This is a genomic window from Streptomyces anatolicus (assembly GCF_019400875.1).
GTDB classification, from domain to species: Bacteria; Actinomycetota; Actinomycetes; order Streptomycetales; family Streptomycetaceae; genus Streptomyces; species Streptomyces anatolicus.
Genome location: NZ_WMBF01000035.1, coordinates 1 through 25169, shown reverse-complemented (window position 1 = coordinate 25169; position 25169 = coordinate 1). Strand labels below are relative to the sequence as shown.

The 25169-nt window shown below is 70.9% G+C and carries 21 protein-coding genes; 11 read left to right on the top strand and 10 right to left on the bottom strand.

Going from position 1 to position 25169, the window contains the following annotated elements; genetic code table 11:
* The 5 genes from GKQ77_RS06280 to GKQ77_RS06260 form a co-directional block, all read right to left on the bottom strand.
* A partial coding sequence (locus tag GKQ77_RS06280; protein WP_219687712.1) for an FAD-dependent monooxygenase occupies positions 1–1602 on the bottom strand: 1602 nt, incomplete at its 3' end.
* Positions 1603–1881: 279 nt separating this feature from the next.
* A complete protein-coding gene (locus tag GKQ77_RS06275) occupies positions 1882–2868 on the bottom strand; it encodes an amino acid ABC transporter permease (protein ID WP_219687711.1) in 987 nt (328 codons plus the stop codon).
* Positions 2865–3512, bottom strand: coding sequence for an amino acid ABC transporter permease (locus GKQ77_RS06270; RefSeq protein WP_219687710.1), 648 nt, complete (start codon positions 3510–3512; stop codon positions 2865–2867). The genes GKQ77_RS06275 and GKQ77_RS06270 overlap by 4 nt, the downstream gene beginning before the upstream one ends.
* Before the next feature lie 99 nt (positions 3513–3611).
* Positions 3612–4532, bottom strand: coding sequence for a glutamate ABC transporter substrate-binding protein (locus GKQ77_RS06265; protein WP_219687709.1), 921 nt, complete (start codon positions 4530–4532; stop codon positions 3612–3614).
* A 46-nt stretch (positions 4533–4578) separates the two neighbouring features.
* Positions 4579–5358, bottom strand: a complete 780-nt coding sequence (locus GKQ77_RS06260; RefSeq protein ID WP_219687708.1) for an amino acid ABC transporter ATP-binding protein — start codon at positions 5356–5358, stop codon at positions 4579–4581.
* 280 nt (positions 5359–5638) lie between these two features.
* Here GKQ77_RS06260 and GKQ77_RS06255 point away from each other — a divergent pair, with 280 nt between their 5' ends.
* Positions 5639–6328: a response regulator transcription factor gene (locus GKQ77_RS06255; RefSeq protein WP_219687707.1), complete on the top strand. Its 690-nt coding sequence runs from the start codon at positions 5639–5641 to the stop codon at positions 6326–6328.
* Positions 6329–6343: 15 nt separating this feature from the next.
* Positions 6344–7762 carry a sensor histidine kinase gene (locus GKQ77_RS06250; protein ID WP_219687706.1) on the top strand — a complete coding sequence of 473 codons (1419 nt, stop codon included), beginning with the start codon at positions 6344–6346 and terminating at the stop codon, positions 7760–7762.
* Positions 7763–7770: 8 nt separating this feature from the next.
* Here the strand turns inward: GKQ77_RS06250 and GKQ77_RS06245 are convergent, their stop codons facing one another.
* Positions 7771–8766, bottom strand: a complete 996-nt coding sequence (locus GKQ77_RS06245; protein ID WP_219687705.1) for a TAXI family TRAP transporter solute-binding subunit — start codon at positions 8764–8766, stop codon at positions 7771–7773.
* Between the two features lie 140 nt (positions 8767–8906).
* Between GKQ77_RS06245 and miaB the strand changes: the two genes are divergently transcribed.
* Positions 8907–10397 (top strand): tRNA (N6-isopentenyl adenosine(37)-C2)-methylthiotransferase MiaB, encoded by a 1491-nt coding sequence (miaB, locus tag GKQ77_RS06240; RefSeq protein ID WP_219687704.1) that lies wholly within the window; start codon positions 8907–8909, stop codon positions 10395–10397.
* A 225-nt stretch (positions 10398–10622) separates the two neighbouring features.
* A complete protein-coding gene (locus GKQ77_RS06235) occupies positions 10623–11372 on the top strand; it encodes a class III extradiol dioxygenase subunit B-like domain-containing protein (protein ID WP_219687703.1) in 750 nt (249 codons plus the stop codon).
* A gap of 89 nt (positions 11373–11461) precedes the next feature.
* Here GKQ77_RS06235 and GKQ77_RS06230 read toward each other — a convergent pair whose 3' ends face one another.
* Both GKQ77_RS06230 and GKQ77_RS06225 read right to left on the bottom strand, forming a co-directional pair.
* Positions 11462–11761 carry an antitoxin gene (locus GKQ77_RS06230; protein WP_219687702.1) on the bottom strand — a complete coding sequence of 100 codons (300 nt, stop codon included), beginning with the start codon at positions 11759–11761 and terminating at the stop codon, positions 11462–11464.
* Positions 11762–11785: 24 nt separating this feature from the next.
* Positions 11786–12085 carry a hypothetical protein gene (locus tag GKQ77_RS06225; RefSeq protein WP_219687701.1) on the bottom strand — a complete coding sequence of 100 codons (300 nt, stop codon included), beginning with the start codon at positions 12083–12085 and terminating at the stop codon, positions 11786–11788.
* 182 nt (positions 12086–12267) lie between these two features.
* On the opposite strand from GKQ77_RS06225, the gene miaA reads away from it, so the two are divergent.
* The 6 genes from miaA to hflX all read left to right on the top strand — a co-directional run bounded on the left by miaA (position 12268) and on the right by hflX (position 20369).
* A complete protein-coding gene (gene miaA, locus GKQ77_RS06220; protein WP_219687700.1) occupies positions 12268–13206 on the top strand; it encodes a tRNA (adenosine(37)-N6)-dimethylallyltransferase MiaA in 939 nt (312 codons plus the stop codon).
* 107 nt (positions 13207–13313) lie between these two features.
* The gene (locus GKQ77_RS06215) at positions 13314–13775 is read left to right on the top strand and encodes a hypothetical protein (RefSeq protein WP_219687714.1); all 462 of its coding nucleotides are present in this window, start codon (positions 13314–13316) and stop codon (positions 13773–13775) included.
* A 70-nt stretch (positions 13776–13845) separates the two neighbouring features.
* Entirely contained in the window at positions 13846–14724 is an 879-nt protein-coding gene (gene dapF / locus GKQ77_RS06210) for a diaminopimelate epimerase (RefSeq protein ID WP_219687699.1), read from the top strand.
* Between the two features lie 142 nt (positions 14725–14866).
* Positions 14867–17047 (top strand): RelA/SpoT family protein, encoded by a 2181-nt coding sequence (locus tag GKQ77_RS06205; protein ID WP_219687698.1) that lies wholly within the window; start codon positions 14867–14869, stop codon positions 17045–17047.
* Between the two features lie 118 nt (positions 17048–17165).
* Entirely contained in the window at positions 17166–18674 is a 1509-nt protein-coding gene (locus tag GKQ77_RS06200; RefSeq protein WP_219687697.1) for a M1 family metallopeptidase, read from the top strand.
* Between the two features lie 204 nt (positions 18675–18878).
* Positions 18879–20369, top strand: a complete 1491-nt coding sequence (hflX, locus tag GKQ77_RS06195) for a GTPase HflX (RefSeq protein ID WP_219687696.1) — start codon at positions 18879–18881, stop codon at positions 20367–20369.
* Between the two features lie 103 nt (positions 20370–20472).
* Here hflX and GKQ77_RS06190 read toward each other — a convergent pair whose 3' ends face one another.
* Positions 20473–21693 carry a trypsin-like serine peptidase gene (locus tag GKQ77_RS06190; RefSeq protein ID WP_219687695.1) on the bottom strand — a complete coding sequence of 407 codons (1221 nt, stop codon included), beginning with the start codon at positions 21691–21693 and terminating at the stop codon, positions 20473–20475.
* 194 nt (positions 21694–21887) lie between these two features.
* The gene (locus GKQ77_RS06185) at positions 21888–23129 is read right to left on the bottom strand and encodes a trypsin-like serine peptidase (RefSeq protein WP_219687694.1); all 1242 of its coding nucleotides are present in this window, start codon (positions 23127–23129) and stop codon (positions 21888–21890) included.
* Between the two features lie 519 nt (positions 23130–23648).
* Between GKQ77_RS06185 and GKQ77_RS06180 the strand changes: the two genes are divergently transcribed.
* Positions 23649–25043 carry a diaminobutyrate--2-oxoglutarate transaminase family protein gene (locus GKQ77_RS06180; RefSeq protein WP_219687713.1) on the top strand — a complete coding sequence of 465 codons (1395 nt, stop codon included), beginning with the start codon at positions 23649–23651 and terminating at the stop codon, positions 25041–25043.
* The last annotated feature ends 126 nt before the right edge of the window (positions 25044–25169 follow it).

Sequence of the window (25169 nt, the reverse complement as noted above, 5' to 3'; positions counted from 1 at the left end):
CTCCGGCGCCGCCCCGCCCCCGACCGCCGCCTCGGCCGCCGCGTACAGCTCGGCCGGGCGTACTCCGGCGAGTGCGGTGACCAGGTGCCCGTCGGGGCGGATGAGCAGGACGCAGTGCGCGGGCGCCCCGGGGTAGCTCTCCGCGACGAGCAGCTCGGCGGGGTGCGGCAAGGCGGTGACGGCGGCGGCGAGCCGCGGCATGATCCCTGCCGTCATCCAGTGCCGCCGCTCCCACACCCCGGTGCCCGGCGCGACCAGGACGACGAGGAGATGGCCGAGCCCGAGCCGCTCCCGCAGCTGGACGAAGGCCCCGTCGGGCGCGGTCACCCGTACGTCGGCGACGGGCCCGCCCGGCTCCGTGCCCACCGCGGTCTCCGACTGGGACGGCGCGGGCGCGAGGGGCGAGTGCGCGTAGGACGAGGGCGCGCCGAGCAGGCCGCGCCCCACATGGCCGTCCGTGAGCAGCGCGTCGTGCCCGCGCGCGCTCCCCGGCACGTACGCACGCAGGCCCTTGCCGCCGCGCAGCACGGGCAGCGACTGGTCGGCGGCGCGCAGGCGCGCGGCCACCCCGGCCCGCCGCTCGGCCTGGTAGCTGTCGAGCAGTGGATCGCGGTGCCCGTGGTGCCAGGAGAGCGCCAGCTTCCACGCGAGGTTGTCCGCGTCCCGCAGCCCCTCGTCGAGCCCCTGGGTGCCGAGCGCGCCGAGCAGATGCGCCGCGTCCCCGGCGAGGAAGGCACGGCCGACCCGCCACCGGCGGGCGAGGCGGTGGTGGACGGTGTGCACGCCCGTGTCGAGCAGTTCGTACGGCGGTGTGGCGCCCCCGCACCAGCCCGCCAGCGTCTCCCGGATCCGCAGGACGAGGGCGTCGGGCGTCACCAGCTCGCCGCGCGGCGGAAGCAGCCAGTCGAGCCGCCACACCCCGCCGGCGAGCGGACGGCCCGTCACCTCGGCGCCTCCGCCGCGCCACGGAGGCATCCGGTGCAACAACGCCTCACCGGGCCAGGGAAGTTCCGTGCGCAGCGCGGCCACGGCGTGTCGCTCGACGGCCGTACGCCCCGGGAAGCGGATGTCGAGCAGTTTGCGCACCGTCGAACGCGACCCGTCGCAGCCCACCAGATAGCTCCCCCGCCACCAGGTGTCCTTCGGCCCGCGCGTGTGGGCGGTCAGCCCGGAGGCGTCCTGCTCCAGGGAGTCGAGCTTGCTCTCCACCGCGACCTTGACGAGCCGTTCGCCGGCGATGGCCTCGCGCAGAGAGCCGGTCAGCACGTGCTGGGGAAGGTGCAGCGGGGCGGGGAGATCGTCGTCGTAAGGGGCATCCCCGTAGGAGGGCTCCCCGAAGGAGAGCTCCCGCATCACCTGCTTGCGCCGCAGGGACCGCCAACTGGTCCAGCGGGCTCCTGATTCCCGGTCACCGAACGAGCGCCCCGCGAGCCGTTCCACGAAGGCCGCGGTGTCCTCGCGGAGCACGACCGTCCGCGCGGGGCGCTGCTCGTCCTTGCCCGGCCCTTCGTCGAGTACGACCGTGGGCACCGAGTGACGGGCGAGCGCGAGGGCGAGCGCGAGGCCGACGGGGCCCGCGCCGACGACGATCACCGGGTCCACGGCGCACACCCTCCGGCGCGTCGGGATCCGTGGGTCCGGGCTGCCCGGAAGCGCTGGACGTACCTACAGGAACTGGCAGTTGGAGCCCGGTGCACGATCACAGAACGTATGCAACCCATTGCCGGTGCTTGCGTCAAGTGACGATGGCAGTGGCGTTCACCAGGAAGTAGGAGCGGAGCGGGGTGACGCCAGGGGGAGCCGGGTCCAGGGAAACACATGTGGGGGGCGGCACCCCGGCCGCCCCCCACACTCCTATGTCACCTCTATGCCGACGGTTTGTCAGTCGGATTTTCCAACCGAGCCGCTGGGGCCGGAGTCCGGGCGCTCCGGACCATCCTCGGGCCGGCCGGGGCCCGCGGGCTTCGCAGGCTCCGCGGCGACCGTCGGACCGAACGGCGTGGCCGCGTCCAGCACGCCCGGCGCCTCGGCGGGCTCCGCGGCGGCGGCCACCACGATGCCGGTCTTGGCGCGGCGCCCGCGCTTCTCGATCCAGGTGGCGAGCGAGGAGAGCGCCATGCAGAGCGCGATGTAGATGGCACCGACGACGACGACCGTCTGGACGAACGGATACGTGCCGTTCACCGGCGTGTTGTTGGCGATCAGGCGCGCCGAGTACAGCAGCTCGGGGTAGAGGATGATGTAGCCGAGCGAGGTGTCCTTGAGCGTCACCACGAGCTGGCTGATGATCGTCGGCAGCATGGAGCGCACGGCCTGCGGGAAAAGGATGCCGCCCGTCACCTGGGTCTTGCTCATGCCCAGGGCGTAGGCGGCCTCCCGCTGGCCCTTCGGCACGGCGTTGACGCCCGCGCGCAGGACCTCGGCCTGGACGCAGCCGTTGTAGATCGCCAGGCCGAGGACCAGCGCCCAGAACGGCGTCATGTCGCCGACGACGCCGACCCACAGGGCGAAGATCGTGATCAACAGCGGGATCGACCGGAAGAGGTCGATGAAGATCACAGAGGCCCAGCGCACCACTCGGTGGTCGGAGAGCCTGCCGACACAGAGCACGACCGCGAAGACCAGCGAGAGGACAGCGGCGAGCGCGAAGGCCTTCAGGGTCGCGATGAGCGCTTCGAAGATGTTCTCGCGGATGCCGGAGTAGTTGAAGATGTCCCACAGGGCACCTTCGAACTCACCCTTCTCGTTGAGCCGCAGAACGACCCAGACGAGCAGGCCGAGCACGGCCGCGGTGCCGACGACCGAGTAGATCCGGTTGCGGATCCTGGCCTTGGGACCGGGGGCGTCGAAGAGGACACTGGCGCTCATCGGGCGACCTCCATACGGTGCTCCAGCAGCCGGAAGGCGCCGTTGATGGCGTACGTGATGATCAGGTACGCGACCGTGATCCAGAGGAAGATCATGGCGATGTCGTAACCGTCGTTGCTGAGGGTCTTGGCGACGTTGAACAGGTCGACGTTGTCGAAGCTGCCCGCGATCGCGGAGTTCTTCGTCAGCGCGATGAAGATCGACCCCATCGGGGCGACCACCGCGCGGGTGGCCTGGGGGAGCACCACAACCCGCATCACCTGCGTGAAGCTCATGCCGATCGCGCGGGCCGCCTCGGCCTGGCCCATCGGCACGGTGTTGATGCCCGAGCGCAGGGCCTCGGCTATGAAGGACGACGTGTAGAAGCCCAGCGCCACGACGCCGAGCACGAAGGAGTCCATGTCCGGGAACAGGATCTTCGGGAGGATGAAGAAGGCCACAAGGAACAGCAGGGTCAGCGGGGTGTTCCGCAGGACGTTCACCCACACGGTGCCGAAGACGCGCAGTGGCGGCACCGGCGAGACCCGGAAAGCGGCGATGATCACGCCGAGCACCAAGGCGATGATCCCGCTGACCACGGTCAGCTCCACGGTGCCGATGAACCCCTCGCGGAACAGCGACAGGTTGTCGGTCAGTACGTTCATGAATTCTCCGCGAGAGGGCGGTCGGGCGGCGACGGGCTCACAAGACGCCCCGCCCCGTACGGACGTGTCTGTCGGCCGTACGAAGCGGGGCGCGGGGTCCTACTTGGGGTCGGTGAAGGCCGGCGGGTCCTTGTACTCGGAGCCGGACTTGCCGATGGTGGCGTCGAACGCCTTCTTGTAGTCGCCGTTCTCCTGGTGCGCCTTGATGGCGTCCGCGACGGCCTTCTGCAGCGCCTTGTCGCCCTTCTTGAGGCCGACGCCGTAGGGCTCCTCGGAGAAGGGCTTGCCGACGACCTTGAGCTTCTTCGGGTTCTGCGCCGCGTAGCCCATCAGGATGGCGTCGTCGGTGGTGACGGCGTCGACCTGGTTGTTGAGCATCTGCGCCACGCACTCGGAGTACTTGGACAGCTCGGTCACCTTGGCGCCGTACTTCGGCTTCTTGATGTTCTGCAGCGGCGTGGAGCCGACGATGGAGCAGACCTTCTTGCCGCGGACGGTCTCCGGGCCCTTGATGTCCTTCTCGTCCTCGCGGACCAGCAGGGAGGCACCGGCGTGGTAGTACGGCCCGGCGAAGTCGATCTGCTTCTTGCGCTCGTCGTTGATCGTGTACGTACCGATCATGAAGTCGACGTCGCCCTTGGAGACGGCGGTCTCGCGGGCGCCGGAGTCGACCGTCTTCCACTCGATCTGCTTGGGCGAGAAGCCGAGGTCCGCCGCGATCATCTTGGCGATCTCGATGTCGAACCCGGAGTACTCCTTGGTCGACTGGTCCTGGAAGCCCAGGTAAGGCTGGTCGGCCTTGGCGCCGATGATCAGCTTGCCGCGCTTCTTGGCCGCCTTGAAGACGGACGAGTCGACCGACGCGTCCTTCTTGACCGTGTAGCTGAGCGCCTTGGTGTCCTTGCTGTCCGGGCCCTCCGGCTTGTCGCCGGCGGAGCCCTCCTTGCCGCCGCAGGCGGTGGCGGTCAGCGAGAGCGCGGCGACGGCCGCGGCCACGGCGACGGACTTACGGAACTTCATGGTGAACATCCTCTGTTTCGACTGGAGTTGAGACGGTGTGGAAGCCTCAGTGTTTAAGGATCTTCGACAGGAAGTCCTTGGCCCGGTCGCTGCGCGGGTTGCTGAAGAACTGGTCCGGCGTGGCTTCCTCGACGATCCGGCCGTCCGCCATGAAGACGACGCGGTTCGCCGCGGACCGGGCGAAGCCCATCTCGTGGGTGACGACGACCATCGTCATCCCGTCGCGGGCGAGCTGCTGCATCACCTCGAGGACCTCGTTGATCATCTCCGGGTCGAGCGCCGACGTGGGCTCGTCGAAGAGCATCACCTTGGGGTCCATCGCCAGCGCCCGTGCGATGGCGACGCGTTGCTGCTGGCCGCCGGAGAGCTGCGCGGGGTACTTGTCCGCCTGCGAGGCGACGCCCACGCGGTCCAGCAGGGCGCGGGCCTTCTTCTCGGCCTCCGCCTTGCCGGTCTTGCGCACCTTGATCTGGCCCAGCGTCACGTTCTCGAGCACGGTCTTGTGCGCGAAAAGGTTGAAGGACTGGAAGACCATGCCCACGTCGGCGCGGAGACGGGCCAGTTCCTTGCCCTCCTGGGGCAGCGGCTTGCCGTCGATCGAGATGTCTCCCGAGTCGATCGTCTCCAGGCGGTTGACGGCACGGCACAGGGTCGACTTGCCCGACCCGGAGGGGCCGATCACCACGACGACCTCGCCGCGGGCGATGGTCAGGTCGATGTCCTGGAGGACGTGCAGAGCGCCGAAGTGCTTGTTGACGTTCTTCAGCACGACCAGGTCGTCCGCCCCGGGCGGTATGGCGTCCTTGGTCACCGATACTTCGGTCACGGCTTGTTGCTCCATCCTCCTCGGTTGGGAGGACAGTAATAACCCAGTGCGACCAGCGTCATTACATCTGAGGGGAAATTGAGCATAACGATCCGGCCGCAACCGGACACACCGTGTGAAGAGGGTCCCCGGTGTGCGTACCGGCTGGATAACGGAACGTGTCCGTGACCCGTGCCCTCTTGACGTGGTCCTTATCCATCGGAGTGGATGCCTTGTGCGCATGCGCGGCCATGCGCCTACCGGCCACGAGGGAACGACGGATGAACTGGAGGGGGCCCGGATGAGACTGCTTCTCGTCGAGGACGACGACCATGTGGCCGCCGCCCTGTCCGCGATCCTGGCCAGGCACGGCTTCGATGTCGTCCACGCCCGGAGCGGCGAGGAGGCACTACAGGCCCTACTCCCCGCGGAAACGGCGCCCTTCGGAGTGGTGCTCCTCGACCTGGGCCTGCCCGACCAGGACGGCTACGAGGTCTGCGGAAAGATCCGCAAGCGCGGCTCGACACCGGTGATCATGGTGACGGCCCGTTCGGACGTACGTTCCCGGATACACGGCCTCAACCTCGGAGCCGACGACTACGTAGTGAAGCCGTACGACACCGGAGAACTCATCGCCCGCATCCACGCGGTCATCCGGCGCCCCACCCCCGCCGGCGCGGAGGCTTCGGGCGGCAGCGAGCTGCGACTCGGTCCCGTCCACATCGAACTGCCCACCCGGCAGGTCAGCGTGGACGGTTCGATCGTCCAACTGACCCGCAAGGAGTTCGACCTGCTCGCGCTCCTCGCCCAGCGCCCCGGAGTGGTGTTCCGCCGCGAACAGATCATCAGCGAAGTGTGGCGGACGAGTTGGGAGGGGACGGGACGCACGCTGGAGGTGCACGTGGCGTCCCTGCGCTCCAAGCTGCACATGCCGGCCCTCATCGAGACGGTACGAGGCGTCGGCTACCGCCTCGTCGCCCCGGCCACGTAGCAAGAGCGAGGACAGGTGCGCTCTCGCCTCCTCCCGCTGCTGATCGTCCTGATGGCTGGCGTGCTGCTCGCGCTCGGATTCCCGCTGGCCGTCAGCGTCGCGGCCGCGCAGCAGCAGAAGGTGGTCGTCGACCGGATCGACGACACCGCGCGCTTCGCCTCCCTCGCCCAGTTCGTCACCAAGCGCCCGACGGGCTCCCTGGTGCAGGGCGGCGCCATGGACGAGCGGCGCGAGACGCTGCAGAACGAACTCGACGACTACTACGAGGTCTACGGCATCAGGGCGGGCGTCTTCTACCGCGACGACGGCCCCATGGCGAACGCCCCCGCCGGCTGGCACCTGCCCGCCAAGGGAGACGTCCGAGAGGCCTTCCAAGAAGCCCTGCGCTCCCGTGGCAGCCACGACCCCGAGCAGGTGTGGCCGTGGCAGCGGGGCCGCCTCGCCGTCGCCTCCCCGGTGATCAAGGACGGGGACGTCATCGCCGTCGTCGTCACCGACTCGCCGACCGGGCGCATGCGTTCGAAGACGCTGCACGGCTGGCTGCTCATCGCCGCCGGTGAATCGGCCGCCATGCTCCTGGCGGTCGGCGCCGCCCTGCGGCTCACCGGCTGGATCCTGCGACCGGTACGGGTCCTGGACGCCACCACGCACGACATCGCGACGGGGCGCCTCAAATCACGCGTCGCCGCCGCGGGCGGGCCGCCGGAACTGAGGCGCCTGGCCCGGTCGTTCAACGAGATGGCCGACAACGTAGAGGACGTCCTCGAACAGCAGCGCGCTTTCGTGGCCGACGCCTCGCACCAACTGCGCAACCCCCTCTCCGCCCTGCTCCTGCGCATCGAACTCCTCGCCCTGGAACTGCCCGAGGGCAACGAGGAGATCGCCTCGGTCCGCACCGAGGGCAAGCGCCTGGCCCAGGTCCTCGACGACCTCCTCGACCTGGCACTCGCCGAGCACGCCGCGGCCGACCTGAGCCTGACCGACATCGGTGAGCTGGCGGCCGAGCGGGTCGCCTCCTGGCGGCCGCTCGCCGACGAACGGGGGGTGCGGCTGACGGGCGACTGCCCGGCGACCACCGGCTGGGCCGACCCGGTCGCCCTCTCCAGCGCGCTGGACGCGGTGATCGACAACGCCCTGAAGTTCACCCCCGAAGGAGGCCCGGTCCACGTGGCGGTCTCCTCCAGCAACGGCACGACGACCGTCGTGGTCACCGACGCCGGCCCCGGCCTCACCGACGACGAACTCGCCCGCGTCGGCGACCGCTTCTGGCGCAGCAACCGCCACCAGAACGTGAAGGGCTCGGGCCTCGGCCTGTCCATCTCGCGGGCCCTGCTCGCGGCGGGCGGCGGCACGATCGCGTACGGGAGGAACGAACCGCACGGCCTGAAGGTGACCGTCAGCGTCCCCCGCAGCGACCCGTCCGCCGCCAGCTGAGGGCCCGGCTACGGCTTCACCGAGCGGTAGTAGCGGCGCGCCCCGTCGTGCAGCGGGAGAGGGTCGGTGAACAGGGCGGTACGCAGGTCCACCAGCTGGGCCGCGTGCACCTCGTCGCCGATGTGGTCGCGGCTGTCGATGACGGTACGGGTCAGCCCCTCGGTGAGGTCGGCGTCGGCCTGGTCCGTGGTGACAAGGAGGTTCGCCACGGCCAGCGTGGGCACCGCCGAGCCCTGCTGCGCCTCGGGATAGGCGTCGGCCGGCATCGTCGCGGCCCGGTAGTAGCGCGAGGCGCCGCCCTGCTGGTGCAGCCGGTCGACGAGGTAGCCGAGCTTGACGAGGCGGATGTCCATCTTCTCCGAGAGTTCGCGTACGGAGGTGGTCGGCAGCCCGCCCGACCAGAAGAAGGCGTCGATGGAGCCGTCCCTCAAGAGGCTCGGCATGGTGTCGATGCCCGCGGACACCGGCTCGATGTCCTCCACCGGGTCGAGGCCCGCGGCGTCCAGCACCCTGTCCGCTATCAGCCGCACCCCGGAGCGGCCCTGCCCCACCGCGACGCGCTTGCCCCGCAGATCCGCCACGGAGTGGATGTCGGAGCCCCGTGGCACCACGAGCTGGACGTAGTCGTCGTAGAGGCGCGCGCAGCCCCTCAGGCGGTCCGCCCCCGAAGCCCCGTCGAGGCGGTACGTCTCGACGGCGTCGGCCGCCGCGATGGTGAAGTCGGCCTTCCCCGTGGCCACCCGCTCGATGTTCTGCTGCGACCCCTGGCTGTTGAGCAGGGCCACATCCACCTCCGGCATGTCCTGCGAGATCGCCGTCCGCAGAAGCTCGCCGTACCGCTCGTAGACGCCGTTCCGCACGCCCGTGCTGAACGCCATCCGGCCGCTCGGAGAAGCCTCGCCCATGGGAAGCAGCCACCACAGCAGCAGCCCGAACACCACGAACGCCGCGGTCGAGCCCTGCAAGGCGCGGCGCCTGCTGATGTGGGGGAGTGCCTGGAGCATGCGCGCGATCCTGCCAGCCCACTCACGTGGATGACCAGGGGCGAGGTCACACCGCGCCGCCCCGAGCACCGCCCCTGGAGTGCCCCCGGTCGGAATCGGCGGGCACGCGCGCGTGGCGACCCCGTACCCTGGGGGGCGAGATGAGCGCGAAGACTTACGAGGTGCGCACCTACGGGTGCCAGATGAACGTCCATGACTCCGAGCGGCTTTCCGGGCTGCTGGAGGACGCCGGCTACGAACGTGCGCCCGAAGGAGCCGACGGCGACGCCGACGTCGTCGTCTTCAACACGTGTGCCGTGCGCGAGAACGCCGACAACCGTCTGTACGGCAATCTCGGCCGCCTGGCGCCGATGAAGACCAAGCGTCCCGGGATGCAGATCGCCGTCGGCGGCTGTCTCGCCCAGAAGGACCGCGAGACCATCGTCAAGCGGGCGCCGTGGGTCGACGTCGTCTTCGGCACGCACAACATCGGCAAGCTGCCGGTCCTCCTGGAGCGCGCCCGCGTCCAGGAGGAGGCGCAGGTCGAGATCGCCGAGTCCCTGGAGGCATTCCCCTCGACGCTGCCCACGCGCCGCGAGAGCGCGTACGCCGCGTGGGTCTCGATCTCGGTCGGCTGCAACAACACCTGCACCTTCTGCATCGTGCCCGCCCTGCGCGGCAAGGAGAAGGACCGCAGGACCGGCGACATCCTCGCGGAGATCGAGGCGCTTGTCGGCGAGGGCGTCTCGGAGATCACCCTCCTCGGGCAGAACGTGAACGCGTACGGCTCGGACATCGGCGACCGTGAGGCGTTCAGCAAGCTCCTGCGCGCCTGCGGGAAGATCGAGGGCCTGGAGCGCGTCCGCTTCACCTCCCCGCACCCGCGCGACTTCACCGACGACGTGATCGCCGCCATGGCCGAGACGCCGAACGTGATGCCGCAGCTCCACATGCCGCTCCAGTCCGGCTCGGACACCATCCTCAAGGCGATGCGCCGCTCGTACCGGCAGGACCGTTTCCTGGGCATCATCGAGAAGGTCCGCGCGGCCATGCCGGACGCGGCGATCTCCACCGACATCATCGTGGGCTTCCCCGGGGAGACCGAGGAGGACTTCGAGCAGACCATGCACGTGGTCCGCGAGGCCCGCTTCGGCAGCGCCTTCACCTTCCAGTACTCCAAGCGTCCCGGGACCCCGGCCGCGACCATGGAGGGGCAGATCCCCAAGGAGGTCGTCCAGTCGCGCTACGAGCGCCTGGTGGCCCTCCAGGAGGAGATCTCCTGGGAGGAGAACAAGAAGCAGGTCGGCCGCACCCTGGAGCTGATGGTCGCCGAGGGCGAGGGCCGCAAGGACGGCGCCACGCACCGCCTCTCCGGCCGCGCCCCCGACAACCGCCTCGTGCACTTCACCAAGCCGGACACCGAAGTGCGCCCCGGCGACGTCGTGACGGTCGAGATCACCTACGCCGCCCCGCACCACCTCCTCGCCGAGGGCCCCGTGCTGAACGTGCGCCCCACGCGCGCGGGCGACGCCTGGGAGAAGCGCAACACGGAGGCCGCCGCCAAGCCCGCGGGCGTCATGCTGGGCCTGCCGAAGATCGGCGTCCCCGAGCCGCTGCCGGTGGCGACGGCGAGCGGCTGCGGCCGCGACTGACCCGACGCGAGGGCGACCGAGCCGGCGCGGGACCCATGGCCGGTCGCCAGGTAGGTGCGACCGGGGCGGGACTCCTGGCCGGTCGCCAGGGAGGCGTGACCGTTGCGGACTCCTGGCGGTCGCCAGAAGGCGTGACCGGAGCGTGCTCCTGGCCGGTCGCCGAGCAGACGCGACCGGAGCGGGACCCACGGCCCGTCGCCAAGTAGGCGCGTTACTCTGCGGATCATGCTTGTCGCCGCAGCCGTCTGCCCTTGCCCGCCCCTGCTCGTCCCCGAGGTCGCCGCGGGAGCGGCGCCCGAACTGGACGCCGCGCGCGCGGCGTGCACGGACGCCATCGGGGTCCTCGCCGCCGCCAGGCCCGACCGGCTCGTCGTGGTGGGCCCCGCCGCGCTGAGCGGCCGCGGACCGCACCCGCAGGGCGCGCGGGGATCGTTCCGCGGCTTCGGGGTGGACCTCGACGTACGGCTCGGACCTGCCACGGGCGATGACGCCGGCGACGGTGATGCCGGTGGCGCCGGCGGGCCGGCCGAGCGCGAGCTTCCGCCGTCGCTCGCCGTCGCCGCCTGGCTGCTCGCACGTACGCGGTGGTCGGCCGCCCCGCTGGAAGGTCTCGGCGTGGGGGAACCACTCGCCGCCGAGCAGTGTGTCCAAGTCGGCGGCGAGATCGGCGCACGGGCGGACCGGGTGGCACTGCTGGTCATGGGCGACGCCAGCGCGTGCCGCACGCTGAAGGCGCCGGGCTACCTCGATGAGCGGGCGGCCGGCTTCGACGCCGCGGTCGCCCGCGCCCTCGGCACGGCCGACGTGGCGGCGCTGAAGGCCCTGGACGCGCAGCTCGCGTACGAACTGCAGGCGGCGGGCCGTGCCCCGTGGCAGGTGCTGGCGGGGGCGGCGGAGGGCGCCGCCCTGAGCGGCGAGCTGCTCTACGAGGACGCGCCGTACGGCGTCGGATACGTCGTGGCCACCTGGTCCTAGCCACCGAGCCCGCTCGGCTGTCGCCGCCGCCTGCGGGCATGCGGCGACGGCCGCGAAGCAGGGAGCTTCACGACCGTCCGCGACGCGATTCAGGGAGCCGGAGGGGGCGCAGGAGGCGACGGGGGCGTCGGGGGACCGGCGGTGCCGCCGTTGTCCTTGGCGCCCGCGCCCTTGCCCCGGTCGTGCTCGGCGAGGCGGCCGACGGCGTCCTTGGCCTTGCCCGTGCCCATCTGGATCTTGTCGCTGTACTTGCCCTTGGTCTTTCGGTCGACCATCTTCGCGGCCTTGTCCAGGCCGTGGTCGATCTTGTCCTCGTGCTGCTGCGCGAGGTCCGAGACCTTGTCCTTGGCCGGGGCGAGCTTGGCTTTCAGTTGGTCCAGGAAGCCCATGGGGTCACCTTCCCTCGCTGGGAGCTACTTGCGGGCGCCCTCACCGGCCTCGTTGTCGGCCGCTTCCTCGGCGGACTGCTGCTTCGGGATGTCCACGCCCTCGGCCGCGCCCGCCTCGGACGTCTCGGAGGACTCCGCGGGCTTGGCCTCGGCAGCGCTCTCGGCGTCCTTCTCGGCCTCGGCGGCGGGCTTCGCGTCGGTGGCGGCCTCGGGGGACCCTTCGGCCTCCTCCGGCTCGGCCGTCAGCGTGGCGGCGGCTGCCTCGGGCGTCGACGCCTCTTCGCTCTCCTTGGACTTCCGGCGAAACCTTGCAAAAACGCCCATATCTACTCCATACGTTACTCGTGTGGGCGAAATCCCGCGCCGCCCGGTGCGTCCCATTGCGTCGCCCGGGTCATCGGTCCTCGAAACCGGCGGCCGGAACCTCGCAACAGGCAACGACCTGGGAGCCGTGCCGTCACGTAGCTCGTTCGGGAAGTACGCGCCGGGTTTGCGAGACTGGGGCGGTGAGTAGTGCAGCTCCCGCCCCGCGGGTCATCGCCGTCGTCGGTCCGACCGCCGCAGGAAAGTCCGATCTGGGCGTTTTCCTCGCGCAGCGCCTTGGCGGCGAAGTCGTCAACGCCGACTCCATGCAGCTCTACCGAGGGATGGATATCGGCACCGCCAAGCTGACGCCCGAGGAGCGCGGCGGGGTCCCCCACCATCTGCTCGACATCTGGGACGTCACGGAGGCGGCCAGTGTCGCCGAGTACCAGAAGCTGGCCCGCGCCGAGATCGACCGCCTCCTCGCCGAGGGGCGCTGGCCGATCCTCGTGGGCGGCTCCGGGCTGTACGTCAGGGGCGCCGTGGACCACCTGGAGTTCCCCGGCACCGACCCCGCCGTGCGGGCCCGCCTGGAGGAGGAGCTGGAGCTGCGCGGCTCCGGAGTGCTGCACGCCCGCCTCGCCGCCGCCGACCCCGGGGCCGCCCAGGCGATCCTGCCCAGCAACGGCCGCCGGATCGTGCGCGCCCTGGAGGTCATCGAGATCACCGGCAAGCCCTTCACCGCCAACCTCCCCGGACACGACTCCGTGTACGACACGGTCCAGATCGGCGTCGACGTGGCCCGCCCCGAACTCGACGAACGCATCGCTACGCGCGTGGACCGCATGTGGGAGGCGGGCCTGGTCGACGAGGTACGCGCGCTGGAGGCGCGAGGGCTGCGCGAAGGGCGCACGGCGTCCCGGGCGCTCGGCTACCAGCAGGTGCTCGCCGCGCTCGCGGGGGAGTGCACCGAGGAGCAGGCGCGCGCCGAGACCGTACGCGCCACCAAACGCTTCGCGCGCCGTCAGGATTCATGGTTCCGGCGCGATCCCCGGGTGCACTGGCTCAGTGGGGCCATGGCCGATCGCGGGGAACTCCCGGCACGCGCAATGGCGTTGGTCGAACGACCGGTCACAGCCTGATCACGTGATGGCATCGGGACGCTCCGGCGGTCATCGCGGCACCTGACGCCGTGCCATCATCGACCATCGATCGACAGGTGGAGTCCGGAGTGGGAGGGCGCGTGGCGATGGAGGCCGGCCCTCGTGACACCGCGCATGACGGCGGAGAGCAGCTGAGCCCCGACGGTCCCGACGAGACCCTCGGCGGCGTGACGGACGACGGCCCCGGAGCGGACGAGATGGCCCCGGAGGCGGAGGTCGAGGTCGAGCTGCGTCCGCAGCGGCGGCTGCGCATCTGGCAGCTCGCGCCCATCGTGATCATCGCCGCGGGCGGCTCCCTGATGTTCGCCTTCCCGCTGGCCTTCGAGTTCGGCGACGGCGGTGCGGTGGTCGCCATGCTCGGGCTGCTGCTCAGCTGCTGCGCCGCGGGCTGGGGAATGATGGCCGCCCGCCGGGTGGGGCACACCTGGCCGGGCCTGCCCGAGCGCGGCTCCGGGCGCCGGCCGGACTGGCGGGTCGTCACCGCGTACGCCCTGCTCTTCCTCGGCGCGGCGGTCCTCGCCGTGTGGCGGGTGGCCAGGCTCCGCTGAGACGGCTCCGGCGGGCGCCTCGACGGCACCGCGCCGACCGGCTGTCGTACCCACCCCGTACGATCGAGGAATGAGCACGCGGATCGCCTTCCTCAAGGGGCACGGGACCGAGAACGACTTCGTGATCATCCCGGACGCCGACAACGCCATCGAGCTGCCCCCGGCCGCCGTGGCCGCCCTGTGCGACCGCCGCGCGGGCATCGGCGGCGACGGCCTCCTGCACGTCGTGCGCTCCGCAGCCCACCCCGAGGCCCGCCATCTCGCGGACCAGGCCGAGTGGTTCATGGACTACCGCAACGGCGACGGGTCCATCGCCGAGATGTGCGGCAATGGAGTGCGCGTCTTCGCCCGCTATCTCCAGCACGCCGGACACACCGGCGAGGGCGACCTGGCGGTGGCCACCCGCGGCGGCGTGAAGACCGTGCACATCGCCAAGGCGGAAGCCGGCGGCGAGATCACCGTGGGGATGGGCAAGGCGCTGCTCCCCGAAGGAGACGTCACCGTCTCGGTCGCGGACCACCGGTGGCCCGCGCGCAACGTGAACATGGGCAACCCCCACGCGGTCGCCTTCGTGGACGACCTCTCCGAAGCGGGCACGCTCTACGAACCCCCGCTCCTCAGCCCCGCCTCCGCCTACCCGGACGGGGTGAACGTCGAATTCGTCGTCGACCGCGGCCCGCGTCACGTCGCCATGCGCGTGCACGAGCGCGGCGCGGGCGAGACCCGCTCGTGCGGCACCGGCACCTGCGCCGTGGCGGTCGCCGCGGCCCGCAGGGACGGCGAGGACCCGGCCGCCACCGGCACCCCGGTGACGTACACGGTCGATGTGCCCGGAGGGCGCCTGGTGATCACCGAGCGGCCCGACGGCGAGATCGAGATGACCGGCCCCGCAGTAATCGTCGCCGAAGGTGAGTTCGTGTCCGAATGGCTCGAAACGGCAATCCCATGAAGTGTCGCTCGAATGGGTGATCCGTTTCACGCTCGGCGAGAGGCGGTCAGTGCCGCGTGATGGGCTCGGTAGCATCAAGCACCGGCCCGGACGGAGTACGCCACCGTCCGTACACCGCCGGTCGAAGCAGCCGGAGGTGCCCATGAGTGCGGAGGCCACGAACCCAGCCACGTCAGGCCCCGTGACGTCCGGGGTCCAGCGCAGGCGCGGCCGTGCCCGTCTCGACCTGCGCAGGCTCGGCAGGGCGGCGCTGCTCGGCCCCGCCGCTCGTGACCGTCTCCCCGACGCGATCGGCCATGTGGTGGAGGCCCACCGGGCCCACTACCCGGACGCGGACCTGGAGCCCCTGCGCCGGGCCTACGTCCTCGCGGAGTCCTCGCACCGCGGCCAGACGCGCAAGAGCGGCGAACCGTACATCACCCACCCCCTGGCCGTGACCCTGATCCTCGCCCAGCTCGGCGCGGAGATCACCACCCTGACCGCCTCCCTCCTCCACGACACGGTCGAGGACACGGACGTGACGCTCGACCAGGTGCGGGCCGAGTTCGGCGACGACGTCTGCTATCTGGTCGACGGCGTCACGAAACTGGAGAAGGTCGACTACGGCGCCGCGGCCGAGCCGGAGACCTTCCGCAAGATGCTCGTCGCCACCGGCAACGACGTACGCGTCATGTCGATCAAGCTCGCCGACCGCCTGCACAACATGCGCACCCTCGGTGTCATGCGCCCCGAGAAGCAGGCCCGCATCGCCAAAGTGACCCGGGACGTGCTCATCCCGCTCGCCGAGCGTCTCGGCGTCCAGGCGCTCAAGACCGAGCTGGAGGACCTCGTCTTCGCGATCCTCCACCCGCAGGAGTACGCCGAGGTCCAGGCCCTGATCACCGCCAACGCCGAGAGCGAGGGGGACCCGCTCGGCGACATCGCGGGCGAGGTGCGCGGGGTGCTGCGCGAGGCGGGCATCGCGGCCGAAGTCCTCATCAGGCCGCGGCACTTCGTCTCCGTCCACCGGGTGCACCGCAAACGCGGCGAGCTGCGCGCGTCCGACTACGGCCGCCTCCTCGTCCTCGTCAACGAAGACGCGGACTGCTACGGAGTCCTCGGCGAACTGCACACCTGCTTCACGCCGGTCGTCTCCGAGTTCAAGGACTTCATCGCCGTACCGAAGTTCAACCTCTACCAATCGCTGCACACCGCCGTGGCCCGCCCCGACGGGGAGGTAGCCGAAGTCCTCATCCGTACGCACCAGATGCACCAGGTCGCCGAGGCGGGCGTCGTCGCACTGCGCAATCCCTACGCTCCTCCTTCGGAAACCTCGGAAGAGCCCCCCGCCGGTCTCGGCCCCAGCCCCGGCTCCGGTGGCGACGACGAGCGCGTGGACCCCACGAGGCCCGGCTGGCTCTCCCGGCTCCTCGACTGGCAGGAGGCCGCCCCCGACCCCGACACGTTCTGGTCGACGCTGCGCGAGGACCTCGCCCAGGACCGTGAGATCGCCGTCTTCCGTCCCGACGGCGGCACGCTCGGCCTGCCCGCCGGCGCCAGCTGCGTGGACGCCGCCTACGCCCAGTACGGGGAGGACGCGCACGCCTGCATCGGCGCGCGCGTCAACGGCCGCCTGGCCACGCTCAGCACGGTCCTGCGGGACGGCGACACGGTGCAGCTCCTCATGGGCCAGGACGCCACCTCCGGACCGTCGAGCGAGTGGCTGGACCACGCCCGCACACCCGGCGCGCGGATCGCCATCCGGCGCTGGCTCACCACGCATCCGACCCCGGCGCCCGCCCCGGCGCAGTCCGGTCGGCGGCCGCCACAGCAGACGCCGGTCGCCGCGCCCCGACCGGAGGCCCCTGACACCACCTCGCGTTCCGCCGCCGCGAGTGCCGTGGTGGACCGCGAGGGCGCGAGCGTGCGGCTCGCGGGCTGTTGTACGCCGGTGCCGCCCGACGCCATCACCGCCTTCGCCGTGCGCGGGGGAGCCGTGACCGTCCACCGCGTCGGCTGTCCCGGGGCGGAGCGCATGAAGGGAGTGGGGCGCGCGGAGGTCGGTGTGCGCTGGGGGGACACAGCCGAGTTCCGGGTGACCCTGACCGCGGAATCGTTCGGCCGTGCGCACCTCCTCGCCGACCTCACCGAAGCGATCGCACTTGAGGGCGTCGCCATCATCTCCGCGACCGTGGAGCCGCCCACCCAGCAGCGCGTACGCCATACGTACACGCTCCAACTCCCGGACGCGGCGCACCTTCCGGGGCTGATGCGGGCGATGCGAGCCGTACCGGGCGTGTACGACGTGAGCCGCGCCCAGCATCCGGCAGCCGCGGCGCACTGAGCGCTCCGGCCGTCGGACCGGTCGGTTCGGTCATCGGGCGGGCCCCTCCGTGCCCCGTTCGAGTGGCCCGGCGCGCGCCGTCGTACCCCGGGAGCCGTGCGCTGGTAGCGGTAAGTTCATGCTGCTCACCCCTCGGACCACGGCCGCGCGGTCGAAGGCCCTCCGCACCCCCCGCATCGCCACGGCGCTGATCGCGGCGACCGCGTCCGCCGCCCTCGTCGCGGCGAGCGCACCCTCGCCCGCCGCCCCGCTCGGCATCGGCGACCCGCTCTTCCCCCACCTGGGCAACCCCGGGTACGACGTGGCGTCGTACGACATCGGCTTCACCTATCACGGTGACAACCGCAAGCCGCTGGACGCCGTCACCAAGATCGACGCCCTGGTCACGGCTCCCCTGGAGCGCGTGAACCTCGACTTCGCCCACGGCAAGGTCCGGTCCGTCGAGGTCAACGGCGAGACGGCCCGTTTCGAGAGCACCGGGGAGGACCTGGTCCTGACGCCCTCCGCGCCCGTCGGCCCCGGCGAACCGCTGCGGATCACCGTCCGGCACACCAGCGACCCCGTCTCGGCCAAGGACGCCCAGGGCGGCTGGCTGCCCACCAGGGACGGGCTCGTCATGGCCAACCAGGCGGACGCCGCCCACCGGGTCTTCCCGTGCAACGACCACCCTTCGGACAAAGCGGCTTTCACCTTCCGTGTGACGGCCCCCAAGGGGCTCACCGCCGTCGCCAACGGCCTGCCGCTCGGCAAGACCCGCCACGACGGCGGGGCCACCACCTGGGCGTACCGCACCCATCACCCCATGGCGACCGAGCTGGCGCAGGTGGCGATCGGCCGCTCCACCGTGCTGCACCGCGAGGGCCCCAACGGCCTTCCCGTACGCGATGTGGTGCCCACCAAGGACCGCAAGATCCTGGAGCGCTGGCTCAAGAAGACGCCCGGCCAGATCGACTGGATGGAGCGGAAGGTCGGCCGCTACCCCTTCGAGACCTACGGCGTCCTGGTGGCCGACGCGCAGACCGGGTTCGAACTGGAGACGCAGACGCTCTCTCTCTTCGAGAGGGATATCTTCACCCGCCCCGAGTACCCGGAGTGGTACATCGACTCGATCATGGTGCATGAGCTGGCGCACCAGTGGTTCGGCGACAGCGTCAGCCCGCGCTCGTGGTCGGACCTCTGGCTCAACGAAGGCCATGCCACCTGGTACGAGGCGCTCTTCGCAGAGGAGAAGGCGAAGCGGCCCCTGAAGGACCGGATGCGCGAGGCCTACCGCCGGTCGGACACCTGGCGCGCCGCGGGCGGCCCGCCCGCCAAGCCCAAGCAGCCCGCCCCGGGGAAGAAGATCAGCATCTTCCGGCCGGTCGTGTACGACGGCAGCGCCCTGGTGCTCTACGCGCTGCGCCAGGAGATCGGGCACCACGCGTTCGAGCGCCTTGAGCGGCAGTGGGTGCACATCTACCGCGACGGCAACGCCACCACCGCCGACTTCGTGCGACTCGCCTCGCGGAACGCCGGCCGTGACCTGGGCGGGTTCTTCGACGCCTGGCTGTACGGGGCGAAGACGCCTCCCATGCCGGGCCACCCGGACTGGCGTACGGCGGCCCCGGAAGGGAAGGAAACGAAATAGCCGCACGGCCGTCGGAAAACGTGGATGACGAGACGGGCCGTGTCGTGCAAACATCGTCAGGTCGACGGCACGACCGGTCCGTGCCCGGGAATCTCCGGGCCGCCCCGTGCGTTGTCGACTGTGACGGATCACGCATCACGCATCCGTCAGTGGCGGATCAGGCATCCGTCCGCATTTCCATCGACGCATCGACGTAAGGAACCAATGACCTCCTCTTCTTCCCCTTCCCAGGACGCACAGAGCTTCGCGCAGAACTACCCCGAAGGTCTTCGGGCCGATGCCCTGATGGAAGAGGACGTCGCCTGGAGCCACGAGATCGACGGAGCGCGGGACGGCGATCAGCTGGACCGCTCCGAGCGCGCGGCTCTGCGCCGCGTCGCCGGACTCTCCACCGAGCTCGAGGACGTCACCGAGGTCGAGTACCGACAGCTCCGTCTGGAGCGTGTGGTGCTCGTCGGCGTGTGGACCTCCGGGACGGTCGACGATGCGGAGAACTCCCTCGCCGAGCTGGCCGCTCTCGCGGAGACCGCGGGCGCGCTCGTGCTCGACGGCGTCATCCAGCGCCGCGACAAGCCGGACCCGGCGACGTACATCGGCTCCGGCAAGGCCTTGGAGCTGCGCGACATCGTGCTCGAGACCGGAGCCGACACCGTCGTGTGTGACGGTGAGCTGAGCCCCGGCCAGCTGATCCACCTCGAAGACGTCGTCAAGGTGAAGGTGGTCGACAGGACCGCCCTGATCCTCGACATCTTCGCCCAGCACGCCAAGTCCCGAGAGGGCAAGGCGCAGGTCGCCCTCGCGCAGATGCAGTACATGCTGCCGAGGCTCCGCGGCTGGGGTCAGTCGCTCTCCCGTCAGATGGGTGGCGGCGGCGGTGGCGGCATGGCCACCCGTGGCCCCGGTGAGACCAAGATCGAGACGGACCGGCGACGGATCCGCGAGAAGATGGCGAAGATGCGCCGGGAGATCGCGGAGATGAAGACGGGCCGCGACATCAAGCGGCAGGAGCGCCGGCGCAACAAGGTGCCTTCGGTCGCGATCGCCGGTTATACGAACGCGGGCAAGTCCTCGCTCCTCAACCGCCTCACGGGCGCGGGCGTCCTGGTGGAGAACTCGCTGTTCGCCACCCTCGACCCGACCGTGCGCCGGGCCGAGACGCCGAGCGGCCGGGTCTACACCCTGGCCGACACGGTCGGGTTTGTACGGCACCTGCCGCACCATCTCGTCGAGGCGTTCCGCTCCACCATGGAGGAGGTCGGCGACTCCGACCTGATCCTGCACGTGGTGGACGGTTCGCACCCGGTGCCGGAGGAGCAGCTGGCCGCCGTGCGCGAGGTGATCAGGGACGTCGGCGCCACCGACGTACGCGAGATCGTGGTGATCAACAAGGCGGACGCCGCGGACCCGCTGGTCCTCCAGCGCCTGCTGCGCAACGAGAAGCACGCGATCGCGGTCTCCGCGCGCACCGGCGCGGGCATCACCGAGCTTCTCGCGCTGATCGACACCGAGCTGCCGCGGCCCGAGGTCGAGATCGAGGCCCTCGTTCCGTACACGCACGGCCAGCTCATCTCCCGCGCGCACGCCGAGGGCGAGGTGCTCTCCGAGGAGCACACCGGCGACGGCACCCTGCTCAAGGCGCGGGTGCACGAGGAGCTTGCCGCGGATCTCAGTCCGTACGTGCCTGCCGCGCGCTGACGGCGTCCGCGACGGACAACCGCCGTCGGACAAGTGACATGGCGAAGGCCCGCCCCCTCTCGCAGGGGGCGGGCCTTCGCCATGTCAGGTATGCGACGCGCGGCTACCGCGAGCCGTACTTCTTGCTCATCATGTCGTAGACCCGCTCGGCGCCCTCGCCCAGCTGCGGTCCCGCGAGCCAGGTGTTCTCGGCCGGACCGATGGAGGTGTTCGACACCAGCTCGGTCTTGTCGCCCACCATGCGGAACCAGCCGCCGCCGGACGAGCCACCGGTCATGGTGCAGCCGATGCGGTACATCGTCGGCAGCGACGGCGACAGCGAGAGACGGCCCGGCTTGTCCACGCACTTGTGCATCATCAGGCCGTTGTACGGGGGAGCGGCCGGGTAGCCCCAGGCGCCCATCGAGCTCACGCTGGACGTGGACGGAGTCGAGAAGTCGACATCGAGAGCGTTGCCGACGGTCTCCTCCAGGGACTTGCCGCCCTGCTCCGGCTTCACGTGCATCACGGCGTAGTCGTGCGTCGCGCCCGCGCCGCCCGTCGGACCGCCTTCGTTGATCCACTCGTTGGAGGTCGAGACCCAGTCCGCCCAGTACTGGCCGTAGGGGGCGACCTCCTGCTGGCTCGCGTTGCCCAGCTCGGCCTCGGACTTGCCGAGGTCGTTGTAGGAAGGCACGAAGGCGATGTTGCGGTACCAGCCGCCCTCCTTGCCGGCGTGCACACAGTGGCCCGCGGTCCACACCAGGTTGGACTTGCCGGGGTTGCGCGGGTCCTTCACGACGGTGCCGGAGCAGACCATCGAACCCTCGGGGGAGTCGAAGAAGATCTTCCCGACGGGGGCGGCGTTCTCGTGGTACGGCGTCTTCTCGGGCTTGGCCCGGACCGGCGTCGGCTCGGGGTCGGTCGCGCCCTGGTCGGCGGCGGCGTCCTTCGTGGCGATCGTCTTCTTCGGGTCCTTCGCCTCCTTCATCCGCTCGGGCTTCCAGAGCCCGGCGATGACGGGGTTGACGAAGTCCTTGGACTCGCGCAGCCAGTCGTCCTTGTCCCAGTTCTTCCAGGCGCCGTTCTTCCACTTGTCCGGGTCGATGCCGTGCTCCTTGAGCTTGTCGGCGAGGTCGCCGGGCAGCTTGGAGTCGGCACCCGCGGAACCGGCGTTCGAACCGTCGGCTCCCTGGGAGGCGGCGCTGTCCGACTGGTCGGAAGCCTTGTCGTCGCTGGGGCCGCAGGCCGTGGCGGTGAGTGCCAGAGCCGCGGCGAGCCCGGTGGCGGCGAGTGCGGCGCGCCGCCCACGGCTGCGCGCGAACGGCGCACGAGTGGAACGCATGGTGCTGTTACCCCCGATGGGACGTGTGTGTGCGGGACGCCGTAAGGGCGCCCTCGCTAAATTGCCATGTACGTGTCATGCATGGATCCGGGGCGTCCGGAAACCCTGTTGACACAACACCCCACTATGCCCGTGAGGTTGGGGACGAACGGCGGCGGGGTCGTGAAGGTTTCCGGCGACCCCGCCGCGGCCGATCACTGGCCGGCGAACTTCTTGCTCACCGCGCCGTAGACACCCTTGGCCTCCTTGCCCAGGCGCGGACCGGCCAGCCAGCCCGCCGACACCGGACCGATGGAGGTGTTCGACACCAAGGCGGGCTTGCCGTCCTTGCCCTGGGCGACCCAGCCACCGCCGGACGAACCGCCGGTCATGGTGCAGCCGATGCGGTACATCGTCGGGTCGGGCTTGGTGAGCGAGAGCCGGCCCGGCTTGTCGTCGCACTGGAACAGCTTCTGGCCGTCGAAAGGCGGCGCCGCCGGGTAGCCGGTGGCCGTCATGGTCTTGATCTGGGGCACCGCCGGGGCGTTGAAGTCCACCGGAAGCGCCGAACCGACGGTCTCCTCGAGCGACTTGCCCTCGCTGCCCTTCTCGGGCTTCACGTGCATGACGGCGAAGTCGTACGGCGCGCCCTTGCCGCCCGTCGGACCACCCTGCTCGATCCACTGGTCGGAGGTCTGCGCCCAGTCACCCCACCAGACGCCGTACGGAGCGACCTCTTCCTTGGGGGCGTTCCGCAGCTCCTCGGCCGACTTGCCGCTGTTGTTGTACGAGGGGACGAAGACCATGTTGCGGTACCAGCCGCCCTTGGCGCCCGCGTGCACGCAGTGGCCCGCCGTCCACACCATGTTGGACTTGCCGGGGTGGGCCGGGTCCTTCACGACGGTCGCGGAGCAGACCATCGAGCCCTCGGGGCCGTCGAAGAAGAGCTTGCCCGACTCGGCGGCCCGGTCGTGGTACGGCGCCTTCACGGCGGCCGCCTCCACGGGCGCGGGCGTCGGATCGGTGACGCCCTGGTCACCGGAGATGTCGTTGTCGTCGACGCTGCGGTCCGGGTTCTTGTCGGCGTCCCGCATCCGGTCCGAGTCCCACAGGTCCTCGATGATCGGGTTGACGTAGTCGCCGGCCTCGCGCAGCCAGTCGTCCTTGTCCCAGTTCTTCCAGGCGCCGTTCTTCCACTTGTCCAGGTCGATCCCGTGCTCCTTGAGCCGGTCCTGGAGGTCCCCGGGTATCTGGATCTTGTCGTCGCCGGAGCCGCCCCCGCTGTCACCGGGCTGCGCCGACGAGGAGTCGCCACCGGCGTTGTCCTCACTGGGACCGCAGGCCGTGGCGGTCAGTACGAGCGCCGCGCCGAGCGCCACCGCGGCCGCCACGGGGGAGGTTCTGGTGCGCGCGCTCCTCCCACTGCGGGTGGTGAAGAGCGGACGTATGGGTCGCATCGTGAGATTCCCCCTGGGCTTCGAGAACGTTCAGAAGTGCTGGACATCCGGGCGCGGAACACCCGTCGCACACCGGCGCGGAACCCCCGAGGGTCGGGGGAGCGGCGCACCTGTCGCTGGTGAGCGGCCCCCCACACTATGCCGGTGCCGTTGGGGACGGCCGACGGAAGGGCAACGGTTCCGTCACGGCAAGGATCTTCCGATAACCCGTGATCCTCCGGGGTCACGGTCGTTGGTACGTACGGGGGAGTCGCGTCCTGCGTTCATCTCCCCTGCCAACACGCCCGCGCGGTCGGCCGCATGAGGCTTCCCGGAGCCCTCCTCGGAGGCGCACGGAGCCACACCGGACCGGACGCGCCCGTCCCCAGCGGGAGGACCACAGTCGTGGCCGTGACCGAGCCTGCGCCCGCGGCGGTGCCCGCGGCATGTTCCGTAACGCGGCCGGGGGAGCCCGCGCAGGCCCCATCGTCTGCACAGGCCCCATCGCCCGGGCAGGCGCCTTTGGCCGGGCAGGCCCCGCTGCCCGGGCAGGCCGCGTCGTCCGGGCAGGCCGTGTCGTCCGGGTCCGCCACGCAAGAGGGGATCCTGCGGCGGCAGTCGGCACGCGAATCGGCGGCCCGCACCTACGCGCGAGCCCTGCCGATCGTGCCCGTACGAGCACGCGGCATGACCATCGAAGGCGCCGACGGGCGCCGCTACCTCGACTGCCTCTCGGGCGCCGGGACCCTGGCCCTCGGCCACAACCACCCCGTGGTGCTCGAAGCGATCAGGAAGGTCCTCGACTCGGGGGCGCCGCTCCACGTCCTCGACCTGGCCACACCCGTCAAGGACGACTTCACCACCGAGCTGTTCAGCACGCTGCCGCGCGGCCTCGCGGAGCGTGCGCGGATCCAGTTCTGCGGCCCCGCCGGGACGGACGCCGTGGAGGCCGCGCTGAAACTGGTCCGCGCGGCCACCGGACGCGACGGCCTGCTGGCCTTCACCGGCGCCTACCACGGCATGACGGCCGGGGCGCTCGAAGCATCCGGCGGCGCCCAGGACGTGCGCGTCGCGCGCCTCCCCTATCCGCAGGACTACCGCTGCCCGTTCGGCCTCGGCGGCTCGAACAGTGCCGAAATGTCCGCCCGCTGGACCGAGAGCCTCCTGGACGACACCAAGTCGGGCGTACCGACCCCGGCAGGCATGATCCTCGAACCCGTCCAGGGCGAGGGCGGTGTCCTTCCGGCGCCCGACGCCTGGCTGCGCCGGATGCGTGAGATCACCGCCGCGCGCGGGATCCCGCTCATCGCGGACGAGGTGCAGACCGGCGTCGGACGCACCGGCGCCTTCTGGGCCGTCGAGCACAGCGGTGTCGTACCGGACGTGATGGTGTTCTCCAAGGCGATCGGCGGCAGCCTGCCGCTCGCTGTCGTCATCTACCGCGACGACCTCGACGTCTGGCCTCCCGGCGCCCACGCGGGCACCTTCCGCGGCAACCAGCTCGCCATGGCCGCGGGCGCGGCGACCCTCGCCTACGTACGCGCGAACGGCCTCGCCGAACGTGCCGCCACCCTCGGCGCCCATATGTTCGCCCAACTCCGCTCCCTCGCCGCGGCCCACCCCTGCGTCGGCGAGGTGCGGGGCCGGGGCCTGATGCTGGGCGTCGAACTGGTCGAGCCGGCGGGCGCCGATCCGGGCGTCGAAGCGATGGGCACTCTGCCGAGCAGCGCCCGCCCTCGCCCACCGGCCCCCCAACTGGCCGCTGCCGTGCAGCGCGAGTGTCTGCGCCGCGGGCTCATCGTCGAACTCGGCGGCCGCCACTCCAGCGTCGTACGTCTCCTTCCTCCCCTGACCATCACCGACGAACAGGCGGCCGCGGTCCTCGACCGTCTCGCCGACGCGCTGGCCACCGCGGCGCGTACCCACCACGGATAGCCAAGACGGACCCGGGCTGCCCCGGCGCTCGTGAGACGCCGGGTGCGCCCCGGCTCCCGTCGCCACACGGAGCCCGAACAACCTCCCAAGGAACCCCTCTTGAACGCCACCCCCGCATCCGAAGGC